The following is a 19,990-nucleotide window of genomic DNA, read 5'->3' on the forward strand; positions in this document are numbered from 1 at the left end:
GAGGTTTGCAATGATTAAAAATGAAGAGAGTTTACATATAATTAAAAATATTTCATTAATAAATGAACAGTTAGATAAAGTTAAATTAGATGATGAAACTACACAGTTTATAAAAAAACATTTTTATTTAATAAAAAATAACTTAAAAGGTTTTTTGGACGTTAAAAAACATGGTAGCTACTCTATTAATGACATTTATAGTTTTGAGAAAAATTTGTCAATTGATTTAATTGCAATTAATTATGTTAGTAAAAAAACTTACAACAAATATCAAAACGAGTTTAAAACTAATGACCATTTCGCTTCTTGCAAAATATGTAATACAAACAAAATCTTATTTGATAAATTAACAACTATTTATTATAAAGAAAGTAATTTTAAAGTTTATTGAAAAGAAAAAAAATACACTTTACCAGCATCTAAAGAAATTATTTATTTTTATGATTCAATAATTATCAAAACATATTTTAATAATAAGACTATCACAATAAATATAAGGTCATCAATTAAACATAATGATTGGCCAATTATTATTTGTGGAAAAACAATGTATCGAAGATCATTTACTCTCGAGTATACTAAAATTTACAGAATATTAAATAATCTTACAATGAAAAAGCTACAATTATTATTTTTTTATATAAAAGTTAAATTTAATAAAGAAAATAAAAAGAAACTTCTAACACTAAAACTTGAAATTTTACAAGATTTACAATTACAATTAATAAAAAATAAATACTTTAAGATTTGAATTAATGAATCTTTTGATAAAGTATTTAAGTCAGAAAAAGAAGTTGAATTATTATTACAAAACAAACAAATATATTATAAAAAATATAAGCAAACAGAAAGATTATATAACTTATTAAAATTAAAAAATTTAAATTGAGTTTATATTAATTCATATCAATCAATAAAAAGGTTTTTAGATTTCTATATGGAATTTTGCACAGATTATCTTAAAGAATTATATAAAAATAAAAACAATACAATATTTTTTTGATATGATTCAATAGCATATATAAAAAATAAACTTGATACTAATAATTTTTCAATAAAAAAAGAGAAAAAAATGTATGATGAAATAAATTTAAAAGTTATGACTAAAACAGTTTATCCATTTGATAAAAACAACGGATCATTCTTAGTTTTTTTAAAGTTTTACAATTTTGAGATTATATAAAGGGGATTTATGAAATTAAATATTGAAATTAACAAATTTAATAGTTCTGTAAAAAAACTAACAATTCAAAATAGAGATATACAAAAGTTTATAAATGAAAAGTTTAATATTTTAAAGCAACAATTAAAAAAAGTTAATATTAATTTTAAAAAGATGGGTGATTTTGCATATGGTACATATATATGTAATTCAAGTACAAGGGTTATAAATCTTGATTTAGCAATAATTAGCTATGTTGGTAAAACCAAAAAAAATTATAACGAACTTATTGATGAACTTTTAAACATTTCAAAAAATAATGATTTTATTAAAGAAATTCATACTCATAAAAATAATAGTTATTTAAATATATTAATGAGCTATAAAAATATTAAAGTTAATTTTAGAGTTATTAGTATAATTTATAAAAAGTTTAATAAGGGTTATTTTTATATAATAAATAAAAATGATGAAAGTTTTGAAGAGATTGCAATAGAATTACAAAATGACTTTATTTTAGCTAATAAATTAAGTTCTGGTTTATTATTTTCTATAAAAAGACTTATTAACTATATTTTAAAAAAAGAGTTTAATTATACATATAATATCGATATGTTGATTCTAAGATGATTTTATGAATATATTTGTAAATCATTAGATAATTTTATACAAAGAAACTATAAACTTGAAAATCAAAAATTAAATATTGTTAAATTTTTAAGTCCTCAAGTCTTTAGAAAGTGAATTAAAAATAATATTAGTTTTTTAGACTTAGTATATTTTATATTTATAAAATGAGATTCACAGACTACTTTTTATTTTAAAAATAATGGTTTTATAAATGAAGAAATGTTTGAAGATATTTCAAGATGAAGTCATAACACTTATTCAACATTTAATTTGCCCAAAAACTACATTTCAAGGATTAGAATTTTCGACTCTTCAAACCAAAAAGATAGAAATTTCTTTCAAAATAATTTATCAGATGATAATGGATTCTCAGAAGTTGTTTGATCTAATTATAAAAATGAGGGTCATAAGTATTTAGTTACACCATTATTAAAAACAGGTATCCCCAATTTTATAATGTTTAAAAAATGATTAGTGTCAAAATCAAATAATTTATATACCAAATTAAATCCAGATCTTCAATCTGAAATTAAAACTACTAAAACAAGAGAAGCGATTAGTGAATTAAATACAATCGCAAATGCATGACTAACTAAATATAATCAAATGTTAAAATATCTACAGCCTTTTTTTGATAAGAAGTATGGTTTTTTTAATAGTTTTAAAATTGATGAAATGGTAGATTATATAATTAGATCAATTGATAAAATAGAATCAGATGATTGAGAAATTAAAAATTATTTCTAAAAATAAAACAAAAATTATGGAAATTTTTTGATTTTTTATTAAATTTATGGTATTTTTTTAATGAGGAATGTTTTACTCCTCAATATCAGTGTTATATATGGTTCTTAAACTAAAGAAGCCATTCAAATGTGCCAGCACATTTTAATTAATTGCAAAACTCTAAACTTAGATATATGTTTATTCCTTCTAATTAATATATTTAAAAACAAGATCCCGGTTTTTAAAATTCATAATAACATTTAATTATAATAGTTTTGTAGTTAATTATTTGATATATAATTCAATCAAAAAGCACCTTTAATTTGGTGCTTTTTAGTTATCATCATTTATTTTACTTTTTAAAATTTCACTACGTTTTTTAACATAGTTTTTTTCTGCCGAACCAATATTATGGTATAAATCGCGACTTACTCTTGTTCTTAATTTTTTTAATTCTTCATCACAGAAAATTCACGTTAATCAAACTATATGAAAATATCTTAAATATTTTAATTCCTTTTCTGTATACATTTCATAACTTAAATTAGATGCTTCACTTTGAGCAAAGTCAATTCACTTTTGAGGGTCTATTTCTTCATGATAAGCTTCTCTTGCAAGTCTTTGATATTCAAATGCTTTTTTAACTATTATATCTTCTAAAGATTGTAAAGTATTTGCAATTTCTGTAACTAATGCTTGGTCAAAATCATCAAAAGAGTTGAATTGGTGTTTTGATAAATAAAACATTTTTGTACTTAAATTACTCATGGCGTTTCCACCATTTCCTAAATGCTCTTTCTCAGAAATAATTTTAAATTCAGCTTCAATTTCTTTGTAAAAATCTGATTTAATTCGCATATAATCACCCTTAAATGCTTATATTATACCATAAAAATATGTTAAATATTGGTTATGATATTGTGGGGTGTATGTATAATATAATATATAAGGAGTCTAAGTATGAATAAATCTGGAGTATTTTTAATCGACAAACCAAAAGGTATAACATCAAACCAATTAATTCAGCAAATTAAAAACAAATTTAAAATTAAAAAAATTGGTCATGCTGGTACGTTGGACCCAATGGCGAGAGGGTTAATGGTAGTCTTAGTTAATCATGCTACTAAAGTTTCTAATTATTTATTAAGTAGTGATAAAAGATACATTGTAACAATGGATTTTTTTATGAAAACCGATACTATGGATGTTACTGGTAAAACAATTGAAACACAACCATTTGAAAAGATTGATAAAAAATTAATAAAAGAAATGATTGATAAGTTTGATGGATATATGTATGAACAATACCCTCCAATTTATTCAGCTACGAAACAAAATGGTAAAAAATTGTATGAATATGCTAGGTCAGGTGAATCAGTTGAAATTAAATCAAAAACTGTAACAATTAAAAAATGTAATTATATAGACTTTGATCAAAAATCTGGTAGACTTAGTCTAGATGTTTTATGTAGCAAAGGAACATATATTAGAAGTTTAATATCTGATATGGCAGAAAGTATTGGCTATATTGCAACAATGTCTGTTTTAAATAGAGTTGAATGTGGAAAGTTTAGTATAAATGATGCAAAAACATTAGAAGAATTAAATGAAAGTGATCTAATAAGTATTTATGATAGTTTAATGATTAATGAACAAAATCTCATAGAGTATCATAAAACAAGTGATATTTATGAAGGTAGAATTATTGAATTACAAGGGGTTAATTTTCCTTTTATTTTTGTTATAAATCATGAAAAAGAGGTTCTTGCAGTTTATAAACATGTAGCACAAAATATTTATAAATGTCAAAGGGGTTTATGAGAAAGTAAAGAACCAAGTTTTTTGACAGATGCAGAAAAAGAAGGATATTATGATAATAATTAATTCTAATTTAAATTTATCTGAAAAGATTAATTTAATCGACACAAATACAGTAGCATGCATTGGTTTTTTTGACGGCATTCATAAATTACATAAAAAAATAATGAATAAAACGAAAACTATTTCAAAAAAACAAAATATAAAGTGAGTTCTTATAACTTTTTCATCAAAAGTAGATCAATTTTTAAAAGGTATTGATTTAAGTGTTTATAATAGTGATATAAAATATAAACTGATTGAAAGTTTATATAACCCTGATTTTTTAATTGAAGTAAATATAGACTATAAAACTATTTCAACTTCTAAAGAAGATTTTTGTAAATATTTAAAAACCATATTAAATGTTAAATATATAGTTGTAGGTCAAGATTTTAAATTTGGTAAAAATAGACTTGGTGATGTTAAATATCTTATTAAATATTTTGGTAGGAAAAATATAATATCTTTTAAAAGAAATAAAAAATACTCAACATCTTATATAAGATATCTATTAATTAATGGAAAAATAAAAAAAATTAATAAAATAATTGGTTATAATTTTCCAATTATTATTAAATATTTAAATAATAAATTTATAATTAAGAGTACAAAATTAGTATTTAAAGATGGTTTTTATATTTTGAAAATAAAGAATTTAGAATATTTAGTTAATTTTAAAAATAACGAAATTTTTTTCAAGCAAACTGATTTAAAATCAGTTTTTTTTGATATAATTTTAAGGTGTTTTTACATTGTTTTAATTTACCCTAGAATTATTACTTTGTATAAACATTATGCTTATAGACATAGGGGGATTTAGTATGGTAACTAAACAAGATAAACTTGATATAATCAAAGAATTTGGTGCAAATCAAAATGACACTGGTAGTGCAGAAGTTCAAATTGCAATATTAACAAAAGATATAAAAAATCTAACAGATCATTTAAATATTCATAAAAAAGATATTACTTCAAGAAGAAGCTTACTTAAAAAAGTTTCTCAAAGAAGACATTTCTTGAATTTCTTATTAAAAAAAGATGTTAATAGATACAAAACTATCATTGAAAAATTAAGCATCAGAAAATAATTTTATCTTTGCATATGCAAAGTTTTTTTTATTATATAAGTATTTTAATGGTAAAATAATATTGATAAATTTAATTTATAGTATGTAGTGCTACTTAAATTTACAAAAATAGTGTATAATAAATATATGTTTTGGTGTTTATTATGCTTAAACATTAAAATTTGATTTATTAGAAAGATGGTGCAAGAAATGGCAAGTTCAAACAAAGGAACTGACAAAGCAGCTGTAAAAAGAGCTGCGTCAAACAAAAAAAGAGTTGAGCATATTCAAACTAGAAAAAAAGTCAGCGACCCAAAACCTGTAAAAATCCCAAGTACAGTAGCTAAATTATCAGAGGGACAAGCTAAATTTATTTGAGAAAAAACAGATAATGTGTCAGCAACAAATGCAGCTATTTACAGACAAGATGTAGCAGGTGCTATAATTAAAATTAATGAATTTGGATTAGAATCTGAGTTTGGTTGAGTATATGCTTTAGTTGACAATGAAGGTGAAGTTGATGATGTAAACAATATAGTTGCTATGCATTGACTAAATGCTAAAGTAAAACGTAAACCATTTGAACAATGAACAGCTGTTGTTACAGGTGGAAAAGATATTACTGGTTTATTTAACTATAAGAAAGAAATGAAAATTCATGGTATGGCATTGGCAAAAACAAGAAAAACTGTTTTATTCCAACCATCAGTTGTTGAACCTAAAAAAATCAACATTGAAATTAGAGATACTATGAATCCAACAACAACACATAAAAAATAATAAAAAAATATTTACTATATGTAAATATTTTTTTATTATATAATAATATTGTCCGTAAGGACACCGAGAATATTTGTTATTCTTAAAGTTTGTGTGAGATTTTTAAAACCGCTCAATAAATAAGTATTTCCCTTCTCATGCATTTTATAGCGGGTGGAAATATTTTTTTTATTTAAAAAATATAGGAGTAATATGAAACCATTAGTTGTTATTGTTGGACCTACTGCAAGTGGTAAAACGGAATTATCAATTAAAGTTGCTAAAAGATTTAATGGCGAATGTATTAATGCAGACTCAACACAAATATTTAAGGGAACAGATATAGCAACAAATAAAATTACGGACGAAGAAACCTTTGGAATTAAACAACATTTATTATCAATTAAGGAAGTAAATGAGAATTACTCAGTTGCTGATTTTCAAAATGATGCTAGAAACATTATTGAACAAATGTTTAATGAAAATAAATTGCCAATAGTAGTGGGTGGCACAGGTTTATACATAAATGCTTTATTAATGAATTATAAGTTTTTAAAAGAAAATCATATTCCAAATTTTAGTAGTAGATTTAATAAGATTGAAAATTCTGAGTTATGAAAGTTGTTAAATGAAAAAGATCATGATGAAGCAAAAAAAATTCACATAAATAATAGATATAGAATAATTAGGGCTTTAGAAATATTAGAAATTAATAATGAAAAGAAGTCGTCAATAAATAAAAATAATAAAAGTTTTTTTTATAAAAATATAATTATAGTTGGATTGGAGCCAATTCGCTCTCAATTGTATGATAAAATAAACAATAGGGTTTTATATCTAGTTAAAAAAGGACTTTTTGATGAGATAGCATTAGCCTATAAAAATTGTATTTATAAAAACTCCCAGGCTTTAAAGTGTATTGGGGGACCAGAAATTATAAAGTATTTAAATAAAGAAATTAGTTATGAAGAATCAATAGAACTAATGCAAAAAAATAACAGAAAATATGCTAGAAGACAATTAACTTGATTTAAAAATCAATTTAATAATGTAAAGTGATTCAATTATACTTATGATAAATTTGAACTAGTATGTGAAGATGTTTTAGAATACTTAGAAAAAGTTTTTAAAAGATAAGAGGTTTTGTTAATGGTATCAATATATGAAAGAATAGAAAATATTGTAAAAGATAATAAAAACACTACATTTAAGATAATTGGCAAGCAAATTTTAAATGATTGACATTTAGGTATATTTAAAAGTCAATATGAAATTTCAGAATCATGCTTTGTATCATTGGCTACAGTAACTCAATTTGCGAAGGCCTGTTTGTGTGAAGGTTATAAAGAACTTATAATTAGATTAAGAGTAGAGTATGAACAAAGAATGCAAAACTTTAAACTAGGTTCTAATATTGATTATGAACCAGATAAACCAAAAATAATAAATGAAATATATTCTTGGTTAGAAGAAAATGATGAATTTATTAATAAATTTACTGATAGAATAAAAGAAACTAAAAAACTTTGAATTTGTCCATCATATCAGGCTATGTATAGTTGTAGATTTTTAGAAGATATTTTAACAAATTCAGGTATTGATGTTAAATTAGTTGATCTATCAGTAAGCCTTGAAATGGCTAGAACAAGAGAATTTAAAGGAGAGCTAATTATAGTTATTCTTTCAGGAAGAGATACAGAAACTTTAAATAGAACAATTGAATATTTGTTAAACTTTAAAAATGAATTATTTATTATTACTACACCTAATAATATATATGAATTACCTGAAGCACAACAAGTCAACTCAATGGTTATAAATTTTACTGATAATAATTTTTTATATAAATATAGAGCATATGCATTAATAACGTTATTTTTAAAAATATCTGAAAAATTTTAGATTTTATTTTAGCTTACAATTTATAAAAAGTATTTTATATAATAAATATTAAAAAAAACTTTTATTTTATTGACATAATAAAATACTTTATATATTATTATTAATGTGATTGTTAAGCACGCGGGTGTAGTTTAATGGTAGAACTTCAGCCTTCCAAGCTGACTGTGAGGGTTCGATTCCCTTCACCCGCTCCATTTTGAAATTTAAAAACTCTTTATAAAGAGTTTTTTTTATTTATTAGTTTATAATTTAATTTGAAGGATTAATATGAAGATTTTTAAGAATTTTAATGATTGTAAAACTCCATTTTTCAAAAGTTTATTATTTATATCTATGGAGTCTATTATACCCGGTCTTACAATTTGATTTTTATTAGGATTTGATTTTTCTTATTCTTTTAAAACTAATTTGCCTGATCCAGTTGGAATATATATATTTTTAATTCTATTTTCTTATGTAATATATACATTTTTAAGTACTTATATTTTTTATTTATTAAAGTTACATAAAGCGGATAATTTTACTTATTCTTTAACGATTACTATGTGTATTGTGTCTTTGTATATAATAGGTATTTTCATTAAAAATGAAAGTTTTTGAATATTAATAAAATTTCTTATTATATTTTTAACAGCACTTATTTTTTTACCAATATCAGTTTTTATAACTTTTTTATTTAACAATTTACAACTTAAAAAAACAGAAGAGTTTGAACAAATGTTAATAGCTTACAAAAATGGTGAAATAATACCAACAAGTAATTTAATAAGAGCGCAAAGGTATCAAAAGTTTTTAATTAAAAAACAAAATGAAAGAGAAGAGTTAGCAAAATTTAAAGAAAGTTTAGAATCTAAATTACAAGATAAATTAAAAGAAGATGAAATTATCAAACAACAAAAAATACAAAAAATTAATAGTAAGTTAGATAAAAAAGAACAAAAAAAGAGAAAAAAAGAACTTGAAAAAAATAGTGATTTTAAAAAGTAATAATTATTCTTTTTTTTAATCTTTCGTATTTATCTTTATAAATTTTATGAAATATCTCTTTTTTTGTTTTTTCAAACATATAATTTGCTCATAAACTTCATAATAGGTCTTGATATCTTATTATAATATTTAATTTATCAAATTCACTTTGAATAGGTAATAACATTTTATTTTTAATTAAATTATCAATAAAATAATTAATAGATTTCTCATCTTCATTAAGAGTTTCTGTAATTAAACTTGCATAATCAAAGTATTTATAGTTCATCATTACATAATCATAGTCAATAAATAAATATTTGTTATTATTAAATAGTATATTACCAGGAACCAAATCATTATGTGAAATTACTTTTTTTGAACCTTTTAGTTTATCAAGTTCAACAATTATTTCATAAGTTATTTTGTCTAAATTACAAAATGGTTTTTTTAAATTCTTAATAAAAAAATTTAAAGTTTTTGAATAATTAAAAGTCTTAACTTTGTGGAAATTATCATTTTTTATTGAATGAAAAGATTTTATTAATTTAGTTATAAAATCAATATTTACATTATTTAGTTTTAAATTAGATAAATCATTATAATCTTTTAGATAAACAAATGAAGATATTAATTTATTTTTTTTATATAAAATTTCAATGGGTTTAATTATTACATCCTGTTCCATTTCTTTAAATATTGTAAGAACAATAAACTCATTTAATTTATCTAAATAATCATCTTTTTTTATTTTATATGTTTTGATAATCTTATTATTTTTTAACTTAATTTTGTTTGTATAACCATTAAACTTATTATTTTTCATAGTACCTCTTGTATGATAATATATAAATATTGTATATTAAGGAGAAATGTTTTGAATATAGTTGTAGCAACTAAAAACAAATTTAAATTAAAAGAATATAAATCTATTCTTACCGATTATAATGTAATTTCTTTAAACGATTGTGATATCACTGAAGAAATTCCAGAAGATAATGATACATTTAAAGACAATGCCTTACAAAAAGCATTATTTATTAGTGAAAAATTAAATAAACCTGTAATTGCTGATGATTCAGGATTATCCATTACTAATTTAAACAATTTTCCAGGTATATATTCAGCAAGATGAGCTAATCCTATCACTGATTATAATATTATTAATAACAAAATTATATCTATGCTAGATGAAAAAAATTTACATTCAAAAAATGAAAGAAAAGCCTTTTTTACTTGCGCAATTGCATTTGTGGATAAAAGTAATTCTATTAAAGAAGTTTTTGAAAGTACTTTAGAAGGGTATATCTCAAATTATGAAGTTGGAGAAAACGGTTTTGCGTATGATAAAATTTTTAAATTATTTGATTCTAATTTAACCTTAGCAGAATTAGATAGTTCACAAAAGAATTTAATATCACACCGAAGAAAAGCAATTGATAAATTAATTATTTATTTAAATAATAAATATAAGAGGTAAACTATGAGAAAATTAAATATAGTATTATTTGAGCCTGAAATAGCAGCTAATGTTGGTGCAATAATGAGAACTTGTGCACTTATAAACGCAAAATTACATTTGATTGAACCATTTGGTTTTATCTTTGATAAACGTAATTTCACAAGAACAAGTGCAAATAATTTTGAAGGTTGCGAATTTCAAAGATACGATGATCTTAATTCTTTTTTTGATAGTATAAAACCTTTAAATTGTTATTTTTTAACTAGATATGGTAAAAAACCACTCAGTGATTTTAACTTTAAAAATATTGACAATGATGTCTATTTATTTTTTGGTAAGGAATCAACAGGTTTACCACTGAGTTTATTAAAAGATAATAAAAGTTTTTGTTTTAGATTTCCAATGGTTCCTACTGGTAGAAGTTTAAATATTGCAAATTGTGTTGGGATTGCTAGTTATGAAGTTTTAAGACAATGAGATTATTTAGATTTAAGTTTTGAAGAAGTGGAAAAAGGATCAGATTATTTAGATAGGTAGGAAAGTTATGGAATTTAATAATTTTGGATTTAAAAAGTTTTTATATGATGCTATTGAAAATATTGGGTTTAAGAAACCAACATCAATACAAGAAAAGGTAATACCACTTATCAAAAGAAGAAGATCTGTAATAGCTCAATCGCACACTGGTACAGGTAAAACACATTCTTTTTTATTACCTATAATAAATAATATTGATAATGATTTGAAACGAGTTCAATGTTTAATTATTACTCCAACACGAGAATTAGCTAGACAAATATATCAAAATACCCGTGAACTTTTAAAATTTAATGATTCTATAAATTGTTCATTGTTTGTTGGTGGTGATGAATATGAAAAACAATCTTTATCATTAGCTAATAAACAACCACAAATCGTAATAGGAACTCCTTCTAGATTAAAAAAATTATATGAAGAAAACTTTTTACAACTTACAACATCTGATTATGTAATAATTGATGAATGTGATATGATTTTTGAATTAGGTTTTATAGACGAAGTAGATTTTTTAATTTCAAAAATGAAAAAAGAATGCAATATCTCATTATTTTCAGCTACATTGAGTAATGAATTAAAACCATTTCTTAAAAAATATTTAAAAAATTCAATTTATATAAATAATCTTGAAGATAGAATAACTAATAAAAATATTGAACATATATTAATATGAACAAAGAATAAGGAAAATAAAGAAGTTTTAAGAAATTTAACTACAAATATAAAGCCTTATGTATGTATTATATTTGTAAATAAAAAAGAAGAAATTAAACATGTTGTTTCTTGATTTAAAGAATTTAAGGTTGAAAATTTTACAGAACTTCATGGTGGTTTAGATCCTAGACAACGTGTAAACATTCAAAAAAGAATCAAAAATATGGAGTTTAAATGAATAATAGCAAGTGATGTTGCTGCAAGGGGAATTGATATTGATGGCGTAAGTCATGTTATATCAATAAATTTACCTAACGACTTAAGTTATTATATTCATAGAAGTGGAAGAACTGGAAGAAATAATTATGAAGGATTAAGTTATGTTCTACATAATTCAGATAATCAAGAAAAGATTGAGAAATTAAAATCCAAAAGTATTGAGTTTATAAACTATAAATTTGTTGATGGTAACTTGGTTAAAGTTGAAGATAAGGTAAAAAAACCAATTAAAGAAAATTCAAAATTAACATCTGAAACAAATAAAATTATAAATAAATATAAATTTAAAAAAATTAAACCTGGTTATAAAAAAAAGAGAAAAATGGAAATTGAAACAGTTAAAAAGCAACTAAAAAGAAAGCATATAAAAGAGTCTATTGAAAGAATTAAAAAAGCTAAATATAAAAAACGTAGAGACGAACTATTTAATGATTAATATTTTTAAAATGTGTATTTAAAAAATACACATTTAATTTATAATAATAGTATTTAAAGGGGTTATTATGGATATCAGCGAAAGAATTGAAAAATTAATTAAAGAAGTTTCTTATCAAGTTTATGAAAAAGAAACTATTTTTAAGTTAGCTATGTTAGCTTTATTAGGTGAAGAATCTATATTTTTATTAGGTAAGCCAGGGATAGCTAAGTCACTTATTTCACGTAGGATGAAATTTGTTATAGCAGGAGGAACTAATTTTGAATATTTAATGAGTAAGTTTTCTACACCTGAGGAAATTTATGGACCAATTGATTTGAGGCTACTTAAAGATGGAAAATATGTTAGGGTTATAGATGGTTACTTACCGTCTGCAAATATTGGTTTTTTAGATGAAATTTGAAAAGCAGGTCCAAGTATTCAAAATACATTACTTACAATCATAAATGAAAAAATATTTAGAAACGGTGGAGTTGACATCAAAGTTCCATTAAAACTTTTAATATCTGCTTCAAATGAGTTACCAGCAGAAGGTGAAGGATTAGAAGCTTTATTTGATAGATTTATAATTCGTTATATTGCTGTTGGTTTAACTGAAAAAGAAAACTTTGAACAATTATTAGATGGAGAATCATCACTAGATGTTGATGTTGACCCGAATCTACAAATTACTTTAGAAGAACTTGAAGCATGACGAAAACAAATGAAACAAGTAAAACTAAGTAGAAAAACATTAGACTTTATTCATTATTTCAGAAATAAAATAACAAAAGATACTAATGGTGAAGCTTACATTTCTGATAGACGTTGAAAAAAAATATCTGGTCTTATAAAAACTAGTGCTTTTTATAATGGAAGAGCTATAGCTGAAATTCCTGATTTATTTGTTATTCCATATTGTATTTGAGATAATGAAGAACAAGAAGCACTTTATAGAAAAATTTTTACCGAAGCTTTTCTTGACCAATTTGGTTTAGAATGAAGAACAGAAAAAACTAATTTATTAAATCAATTAGATGTAATTAATTCACAAATTGGTCAAATTGAAGCGCAATACTTAAGATTGACACCAATTGACAATCCATTTAAAGGAAAGTTGCAAGGAACGTATTATCTAATTAATTATGTTGATGGTGGAGAAGATTATAATCATTGTTTTATTTCTGCTGCAGATTGAAATAAACTAAGAAACCTACCTTCTGAAAGTTTTCAAGTGGATTTACATTTTGGACCCAATCCAGTTAAATATGTTGGAACACAAAACTTTCTTGTTAGATCTTATAAAGCAGACCAAATATTATTTGTAAATGAAAATAAAAAATATCAGATATTAAATGAAAATTCTACAGAGTATAATAATCAAATTAAGAATCTGGGTAATAAATTAAAAGAGTTTGAAAATAAGTATAAAGAACTTTCTTTTAAAATGTTATCAGAGTATAAAAAGTATACAAACATGTCATGTATATTCTTTGATTTAGATTATAAAAAATGTATAGCAGAAGCTTTTGATTCAAAGGCTAAAGATGAAATTGATGAAGATTCAGCAGAATTAAACAGTCTTGAATCAGAAACGTATTAATATTATTTACAACTGATAAATTTATTCTCTAATAAATTTATTTTTTTAAGGAGTTACTATGGGATTCGACATGGAAAAACCAATGAGCGAAATTAATAAAGAGCTTGAAAAATTAAGAAAAAAAGATCTACACAATAGTGACTTTTTACTTTTTAAAAAACAAAATGAATTCGCAGCAGAACAATTAGATGATAAAATAAATAATTTTTATAGTGCTTCAAATCTTTCTACAATAAAGCAAATTAAATTACCTGAACCAATTAGAAAAGAAATAATATACTATAACTATATTTCTGATAATTTTGACGAAGTAAGTTTTTCAAAAAATTTAAATTTAATTAAAAATAAGTTAATTGAATTTGACTCTCCATTTTCTACGTATATTGATACTATGGAATGAAAAATTGAAAATGGTTATTGGGAGTTAAAAGACAGAGATTGATTAACTGAGTTTTTTAGAAATTGAACATTTATGCTAACAAAGAGAATTATTGATTTTAGAATGAAAGCAGTTGAAGATTTAAGATATAATTATTTAGTTGAAGTTTATTCCATTGTAAAAAATTATGGTCGTTATGCAAAGATTTATAAAACTTTATATGATGTTTTTGGTAAATTAACAAATATTGAAGATGAATTAAAGAATCAAAATATTGAATCAATATCAAGATTTGCAGAATTTCTTTATAAAGACCCATCTATTTTAAGAATTGCAGAATTATTAGGTAGATTAAATGGCGAAGATAATTTAATGGAGAAAAATATTACTGAACAAATAGTTACATATCCGACATTTAAAAAGTTACCATATAATCCAGAAGAAATTGTTGGTTTAACCATTTCAAAAGATATAGAACGTTTATTACCAATGGAATTTGCAAGTTTATTCGATGAAGATTTTGAAATTGTATTTTTTAAAAAGTTTATTGAGTCACAACTTCAAACCTTTTTATTCGAATCAAATGAAAGAGTCATTGAACATGATGTTGAAGAAGTTGAATATGAAGCACCAATACCTTTACAACAAGGTAAGTTTATAGTTTGTATTGATACATCTGGTTCAATGGAAGGTTCAGGTGAATATATTTCTAAGGCACTTGCTTTAGCAGTTGCAAAGGTTGCATTAAAAGAAGAAAGAGATTTAGTCTTTTTAAATTTTGCAAATGATTATGTTGATGAATTTACAATTAATGCAAAACATTTAAATTTGAAGAAATTATTAGAATTTATTTCAAAATCTTTTTATGGTAAAACTAACTCAAAAAAAGCATTTCTCAAAATGATTGAAAAAATGCACTCTGAAGACTTTAAACGAGCTGATTTACTTATGATTTCAGATTTTATGATGGACTCACCACCAAATTCAATTAGAACTAAAATTGCAGATCTAAAAGATAATTATAATAGATTTCATTCATTAGTTGTGGGAACTATGCCAAATGTAGAAACCCAAGATGTTTTTGACAATGTAATGTATTATGACCCAAATGACCCATATGCCACAACTCAAATAGTTAAATCATTAAATGATACTTTAAAAGACCTAAGAGAGTTGAAAGATGAAGAGGTTTCTTATAGGGATGAACAAATAGCTAAGTTTAATTCAATTAGAGACAAGAAAAGATTTAGAGAAGTCCATAAAGAATCGCCAAAGTCAAAAAAATTAGAAGAGAAAAAGAAAAAATTAAAAGAGTTAGAGAAAAACTTATAGAGATTAGGGAATAAATATGGAAATAGAAGAAAAATCAAATTTATTAATTATTTATTTAAATAGAGATGAAGATTTATTTGCACAATTAAATGATGTTATTAGAATTTATAGATTATTAACTGTTAAAATAAGTGGTTTTGGCTATTTAAAAAGATTGGAATACGGACTTTTGTCAAAAATTGATCCATTGTTTTTGAATAAGTTTTTAATTGAAGATTTAATAACAGTTACATCTTTAAGTGGAATGATTTACAACAAAGATATTAATTTAATGATAACTTCAGTTGATAAAGATAACAATAAACATATTGGTAGATTTATTAGTGGAGTTGTTGCTGAGTCATTTACAATATTTTTAGAAGTAATGAAAACTGAATAAATCATAAAAACCACTTTAATCATTTTTTAATAAAATAGAGTGGTTATTTTTTTAAAAATCAAGTATAATCTAATTAATCTTTATGTAAATTAATTTTCACATAGAGGTAAAATGAGAAAAAAATGAGGTGAAGACAAAAGATGATTGGTATTGTTTCAACAGCATACTTCACAGTAAAAGACCGTCCAGGTGTAAAAACAGTGAAAAAATATTGATGGCGTAATGTGGTTATTCAACATCTTAAATTTAGAGGAAAAGCTTTTGTGATTGCTACAACAGGTTATGGTAAAGCTAACGCTGCTATGGTAATTACATACTTGATGGAAGAATATCCTAGTCTTGAAACAGTTGTTAATGTTGACTTAGCTTTATCAACTAATGATAAGTTTGACACAACAGATACAGTTTTAGCAACTAAGTTCATTTATAGAGACGCTGACTTAACTGTTTTTAAAGATATTAAATATGGACAAATTGTTCACGAACCAGAAGCATTTTCATTTAATACTGAATTTGTAAATCAAGTAAAAAACTTTAAACTTGGTGTTTCTGATGGTATAGTTGGTACAGCAGATATGCTTATATATAATTCAAAGCAATTTAAAGAAATGGTTGATAAGTACGGACAAACAATCGACGTAATTGATACTGAAGCTGGAGCAATTGCTCAAGTTACAAAAAAATCAAGTGTTAACTTTATTGCTTTAAAAATTATGTATAACAATGCATTATCTCCATGAGATAATGATCCACTTCATAAATTTAAAATTTATGAAACATCAAATACATTAAAATATCTTTTAGCAAGATTATTTAACTTACTTTCATCAAGACTTGTTTTAGATTTTACAAAAAACAACAATGATGAATTAGAAGTTATTAATGAGTTATTTGAATTAGATCACGATGCTTGACCAAAAATGTTCAAGAAAAATGTTGCAAAACTTGTTTCAGGTTTAGGACCTTCATTAATGTTAATTGATAAAAAAGGTTTAACCCCAGAAGCACTTGACATTGTTGAAGTTATGAAGAAAAAAATTGAAGACGAAGGTCCAAGTAAAATTATTTTGGGAGAAGATGAATGAAAAAATGCTCCTAAAAAATGATTGCGTAAACTAATGTTCTTACAAAATATTCATGTTAATGATGATGAATTACTATGAAATAAATCAGCTAAATACGATTTACAATTAGAAAAAATGTTCTCAATAGAAGAATATGCAAAAGCAGTTGCAAAAGTTATTGCAGACCGCTCTCAAGATAAATCATCATATACATATGATGGTGCAACTGTTATTAAAAAACACTTACTTGTTGCATTAGATGCTGCAATTTCATTTTACATTACACATAATGATACACATGAATTTGTAGAATCAGCTGGACAAGGTTCACAATTAGTTGCTAATGAATTTATGAAATTCTTAAATCAACAATTAGCAGAAGTAGAATCACCATTCTCAAAAATAGTGGTTTACATAAAAATTCCTGCAATGGGAGCTGCAAAATTACCTGTCTATTTGGTTACTAAAAACAAAGTTAATACTCCAATTGTATTTAATGGATACTCAGAAAGAGATCAAAAAGTTTACACAGTTGTTGATATTACAAGAAATGATTATGACCCATTAAAAGTTGGTTCATTCAAAGTTACAATTCGTTTGAAAAACGCAAAATAGTCATTTTATTTATAAAAAAAACACCTTTGGTGCTTTTTTTTTGTTTTTTTTAATTTATACTATTTTTATTAGAGGTGTAGAATGTTTAAAGATAAAAGTAAAGACAAAAAGGTTACTGATTCTGGCGAACAAGCCTTTCAAGAATTATTAGATTTAATTTTTCTTGATTCACCCAAACATACTTCTCTAAATAAAGAAGACATAAAATCTTCCCCAAATAAACCTAAACTTGATAATAGTTTAGAACAAATTATTAAAAACGCTAAATTACAAATAAACAGTGTAAAAAATAAATGTCAAAATAATTATTATTTAGATCCAGAAGAAGAAATTATTAAAAAAGCACATGAAAATGGAAAGTCACAGTATGATTCTGACGTTTTAAGAGAATTAATTTTAAATCGTCAAAAAAATAAGAGAGCAATTAATAATGACCTAAGTAAAGTTATTGATAATGCAAAAAATAAAAAAAGTAATTAAGTAAGTAAAGGGTTGGGAACTACAAATGATTGATGAAAATACAATAATTTCTGAAACAGAAGTCAAGGTAGAAGTTACTGAAGATAATATTAATGTTGAAGAGCAGCTTTCACCTTTATCAAAAAAGAAGCTAAATAAAAGTATTGCAAAACAATTATTAATAAAAGATGATCAAGAACATCTTTTTTATATTGAGAATAAAATAATTTCAAAAAAAGAACAAAATTTATTAGTTCAAGAGTATTTTAAAAAAAGATTTTTAAAAGATTTTATGATGCTTGTATTGGCTGCTTTATTAATAACAATAGCTTTTGACTATTTTGTAACTCCAACTGGTAGAACAGGATTATTTCCTGCTGGTATTGGTGCTTTGGCAAGATTCTTTTCAATCTTAACTTTCCAAAATGATAGACAAATGCAAGGTTCATTCTACTTTATATTCTATTTTTTAATTAATATTCCTTTATTTATATTTGGGGTTATTAAACTTGGTAAAAAATTTACTTTAACTACGCTTATATTTATGAGCTTACAAATAGGATTTGACCAAATTTTCCAAAACATACCATTTATCAATCCGCAGGAATTTAACTTTATTATAAACTTTACTGAAATGAGTACTAAACCTAATGCATGAAATACATCAATTTGATTATTTATCTTTGCTGCAATTGCGGGAGCAATGCTTGGTGTTGCTTATTCTTTGGTTTATAAAATCGGTTCTTCAACTGGTGGATTAGATTTTTTAACCATATATTATTCAAATAAAACAAATAAATCTGTTGGATCAATTAATAGAAATGTTAATCTTGTTATTTTAGGTACAATAATAATATTAAATACAATCATATTACCTATATCTGAAATTAATAGTGATATTAAGATGAGTGTTTTAAAAAGTATGGGTGTAAATGAGGCTAATAGGGTTGGATTATTGGATGAAATGTGAAATTATGCAAAAGCTATGAACAGTTTAAATCCAGATTATGGAATGACAAAACTATTTGAAAACTATGGAAATAATGACTTAAGTAATATGAATACTGCTGATTTTGCTAGACTTGTTGAATATGTTTGTAAAAATAAATTTACTGGTGATGTTCCAATAGGATACATTATTAAAATGAAAGTTTTATTTATATTTGGCCCTTCATTATTTGCTTCAATAGTACTTGTTTTAACAGCGGGAATAACAACTAATGCAATGTATCCAAAATATAAAGTAAGAACATTTATGATCACAACTAATAAAGCTAAAGATATTAATAAGTTATTGATAGATAAAGGTTATCAAAATGACATTTTAAATTGAGATGCAACTAATAGAATAAGCGGTAATTATCTACATAGAAGTGTTGTAATGGTTGCTATGACAGTCTTAAACTGACAACAAATAGAAAAAGAAATCTTCTTTAAAGATCCTGAAATGAAAGTTACAATTCTAAAAACAAAAAAGGTAAAAGGGATTTTTAAATATGACATTAAAAACAATGAAGAAAGAAATAAAATTGTTCATAAGGTTAGAAATAATGAACAAGAATTAGAAAAAATTAAACAAATTGCAATCGTTCGTTTAAAAAAAGAAAATGAAAAACTATCTAAAAAAATTAATAAAAAATCTACTAAAAATAAGAACCAGAACAATTAATTTATTAATTATTTTTAAAAATTAAACATTTAGCATAATTTTTGTTTATAATTATTTAGGTAATGGTGATT

Annotated in this window: 20 protein-coding genes and 1 tRNA gene; 19 read left to right on the plus strand and 2 right to left on the minus strand. The window is 23.6% G+C overall.

Annotated elements, in window-relative coordinates:
• Window positions 1–10: 10 nt before the first annotated feature.
• Window positions 11–1,183 carry a hypothetical protein gene (locus tag STURON_RS01830; protein ID WP_075048179.1) on the plus strand — a complete coding sequence of 391 codons (1,173 nt, stop codon included), beginning with the start codon at window positions 11–13 and terminating at the stop codon, window positions 1,181–1,183.
• 9 nt (window positions 1,184–1,192) lie between these two features.
• On the plus strand, window positions 1,193–2,539 hold the full coding sequence (locus STURON_RS01835) for a transcriptional regulator (protein WP_075048180.1): 1,347 nt from the start codon (window positions 1,193–1,195) through the stop codon (window positions 2,537–2,539).
• A gap of 312 nt (window positions 2,540–2,851) precedes the next feature.
• On the opposite strand, the gene STURON_RS01840 is transcribed toward STURON_RS01835, so the two are convergent.
• A complete protein-coding gene (locus STURON_RS01840; RefSeq protein ID WP_075048181.1) occupies window positions 2,852–3,376 on the minus strand; it encodes a hypothetical protein in 525 nt (174 codons plus the stop codon).
• Window positions 3,377–3,478: 102 nt separating this feature from the next.
• On the opposite strand from STURON_RS01840, the gene truB reads away from it, so the two are divergent.
• The 8 genes from truB to STURON_RS01880 all read left to right on the plus strand — a co-directional run bounded on the left by truB (window position 3,479) and on the right by STURON_RS01880 (window position 9,093).
• Entirely contained in the window at window positions 3,479–4,402 is a 924-nt protein-coding gene (gene truB, locus STURON_RS01845; RefSeq protein ID WP_075048182.1) for a tRNA pseudouridine(55) synthase TruB, read from the plus strand.
• Window positions 4,389–5,198, plus strand: coding sequence for a nucleotidyl transferase family protein (locus STURON_RS01850; RefSeq protein WP_075048183.1), 810 nt, complete (start codon window positions 4,389–4,391; stop codon window positions 5,196–5,198). Before truB ends, STURON_RS01850 begins: the two co-directional genes overlap by 14 nt.
• Before the next feature lies 1 nt (window position 5,199).
• Window positions 5,200–5,466, plus strand: coding sequence for a 30S ribosomal protein S15 (gene rpsO / locus STURON_RS01855; protein WP_075048184.1), 267 nt, complete (start codon window positions 5,200–5,202; stop codon window positions 5,464–5,466).
• 189 nt (window positions 5,467–5,655) lie between these two features.
• Entirely contained in the window at window positions 5,656–6,225 is a 570-nt protein-coding gene (locus tag STURON_RS01860; protein ID WP_075048185.1) for a hypothetical protein, read from the plus strand.
• Between the two features lie 192 nt (window positions 6,226–6,417).
• Window positions 6,418–7,341, plus strand: coding sequence for a tRNA (adenosine(37)-N6)-dimethylallyltransferase MiaA (gene miaA / locus STURON_RS01865; RefSeq protein ID WP_075048186.1), 924 nt, complete (start codon window positions 6,418–6,420; stop codon window positions 7,339–7,341).
• A gap of 12 nt (window positions 7,342–7,353) precedes the next feature.
• Window positions 7,354–8,106 (plus strand): MurR/RpiR family transcriptional regulator, encoded by a 753-nt coding sequence (locus STURON_RS01870; RefSeq protein ID WP_075048187.1) that lies wholly within the window; start codon window positions 7,354–7,356, stop codon window positions 8,104–8,106.
• 120 nt (window positions 8,107–8,226) lie between these two features.
• Window positions 8,227–8,300 (plus strand) — tRNA-Gly (locus STURON_RS01875).
• Window positions 8,301–8,373: 73 nt separating this feature from the next.
• On the plus strand, window positions 8,374–9,093 hold the full coding sequence (locus tag STURON_RS01880) for a DxFTY motif-containing membrane protein (protein ID WP_075048188.1): 720 nt from the start codon (window positions 8,374–8,376) through the stop codon (window positions 9,091–9,093).
• Here the strand turns inward: STURON_RS01880 and STURON_RS01885 are convergent.
• A complete protein-coding gene (locus STURON_RS01885; protein ID WP_075048189.1) occupies window positions 9,083–9,898 on the minus strand; it encodes a phosphotransferase in 816 nt (271 codons plus the stop codon). The genes STURON_RS01880 and STURON_RS01885 overlap by 11 nt on opposite strands.
• A gap of 51 nt (window positions 9,899–9,949) precedes the next feature.
• Here STURON_RS01885 and rdgB point away from each other — a divergent pair, with 51 nt between their 5' ends.
• The 9 genes from rdgB (at window position 9,950) to STURON_RS01930 (ending at window position 19,919) form a co-directional block, all read left to right on the plus strand.
• Complete coding sequence (gene rdgB, locus STURON_RS01890) at window positions 9,950–10,552, plus strand: RdgB/HAM1 family non-canonical purine NTP pyrophosphatase (protein ID WP_158500507.1); 603 nt, start codon at window positions 9,950–9,952, stop codon at window positions 10,550–10,552.
• Window positions 10,553–10,555: 3 nt separating this feature from the next.
• Window positions 10,556–11,071, plus strand: coding sequence for a tRNA (cytidine(34)-2'-O)-methyltransferase (locus tag STURON_RS01895; RefSeq protein WP_075048191.1), 516 nt, complete (start codon window positions 10,556–10,558; stop codon window positions 11,069–11,071).
• Window positions 11,072–11,078: 7 nt separating this feature from the next.
• Complete coding sequence (locus STURON_RS01900; RefSeq protein ID WP_075048192.1) at window positions 11,079–12,440, plus strand: DEAD/DEAH box helicase; 1,362 nt, start codon at window positions 11,079–11,081, stop codon at window positions 12,438–12,440.
• 67 nt (window positions 12,441–12,507) lie between these two features.
• Complete coding sequence (locus STURON_RS01905; protein ID WP_075048193.1) at window positions 12,508–14,022, plus strand: AAA family ATPase; 1,515 nt, start codon at window positions 12,508–12,510, stop codon at window positions 14,020–14,022.
• Window positions 14,023–14,080: 58 nt separating this feature from the next.
• A complete protein-coding gene (locus STURON_RS01910; protein ID WP_075048194.1) occupies window positions 14,081–15,733 on the plus strand; it encodes a VWA domain-containing protein in 1,653 nt (550 codons plus the stop codon).
• Between the two features lie 16 nt (window positions 15,734–15,749).
• A complete protein-coding gene (locus tag STURON_RS01915) occupies window positions 15,750–16,112 on the plus strand; it encodes a PCC domain-containing protein (RefSeq protein ID WP_075048195.1) in 363 nt (120 codons plus the stop codon).
• A 122-nt stretch (window positions 16,113–16,234) separates the two neighbouring features.
• Window positions 16,235–17,791, plus strand: a complete 1,557-nt coding sequence (gene fib, locus STURON_RS01920; RefSeq protein WP_236681164.1) for a cytoskeletal motor fibril protein Fib — start codon at window positions 16,235–16,237, stop codon at window positions 17,789–17,791.
• A gap of 81 nt (window positions 17,792–17,872) precedes the next feature.
• Window positions 17,873–18,271 carry a hypothetical protein gene (locus STURON_RS01925; RefSeq protein WP_075048197.1) on the plus strand — a complete coding sequence of 133 codons (399 nt, stop codon included), beginning with the start codon at window positions 17,873–17,875 and terminating at the stop codon, window positions 18,269–18,271.
• Window positions 18,272–18,296: 25 nt separating this feature from the next.
• The gene (locus tag STURON_RS01930; protein ID WP_075048198.1) at window positions 18,297–19,919 is read left to right on the plus strand and encodes a YitT family ABC transporter; all 1,623 of its coding nucleotides are present in this window, start codon (window positions 18,297–18,299) and stop codon (window positions 19,917–19,919) included.
• The last annotated feature ends 71 nt before the right edge of the window (window positions 19,920–19,990 follow it).

The sequence above is a fragment of the Spiroplasma turonicum genome (genome assembly GCF_001262715.1).
Lineage (GTDB): Bacteria > Bacillota_I > Bacilli_A > Mycoplasmatales > Mycoplasmataceae > Spiroplasma_A > Spiroplasma_A turonicum.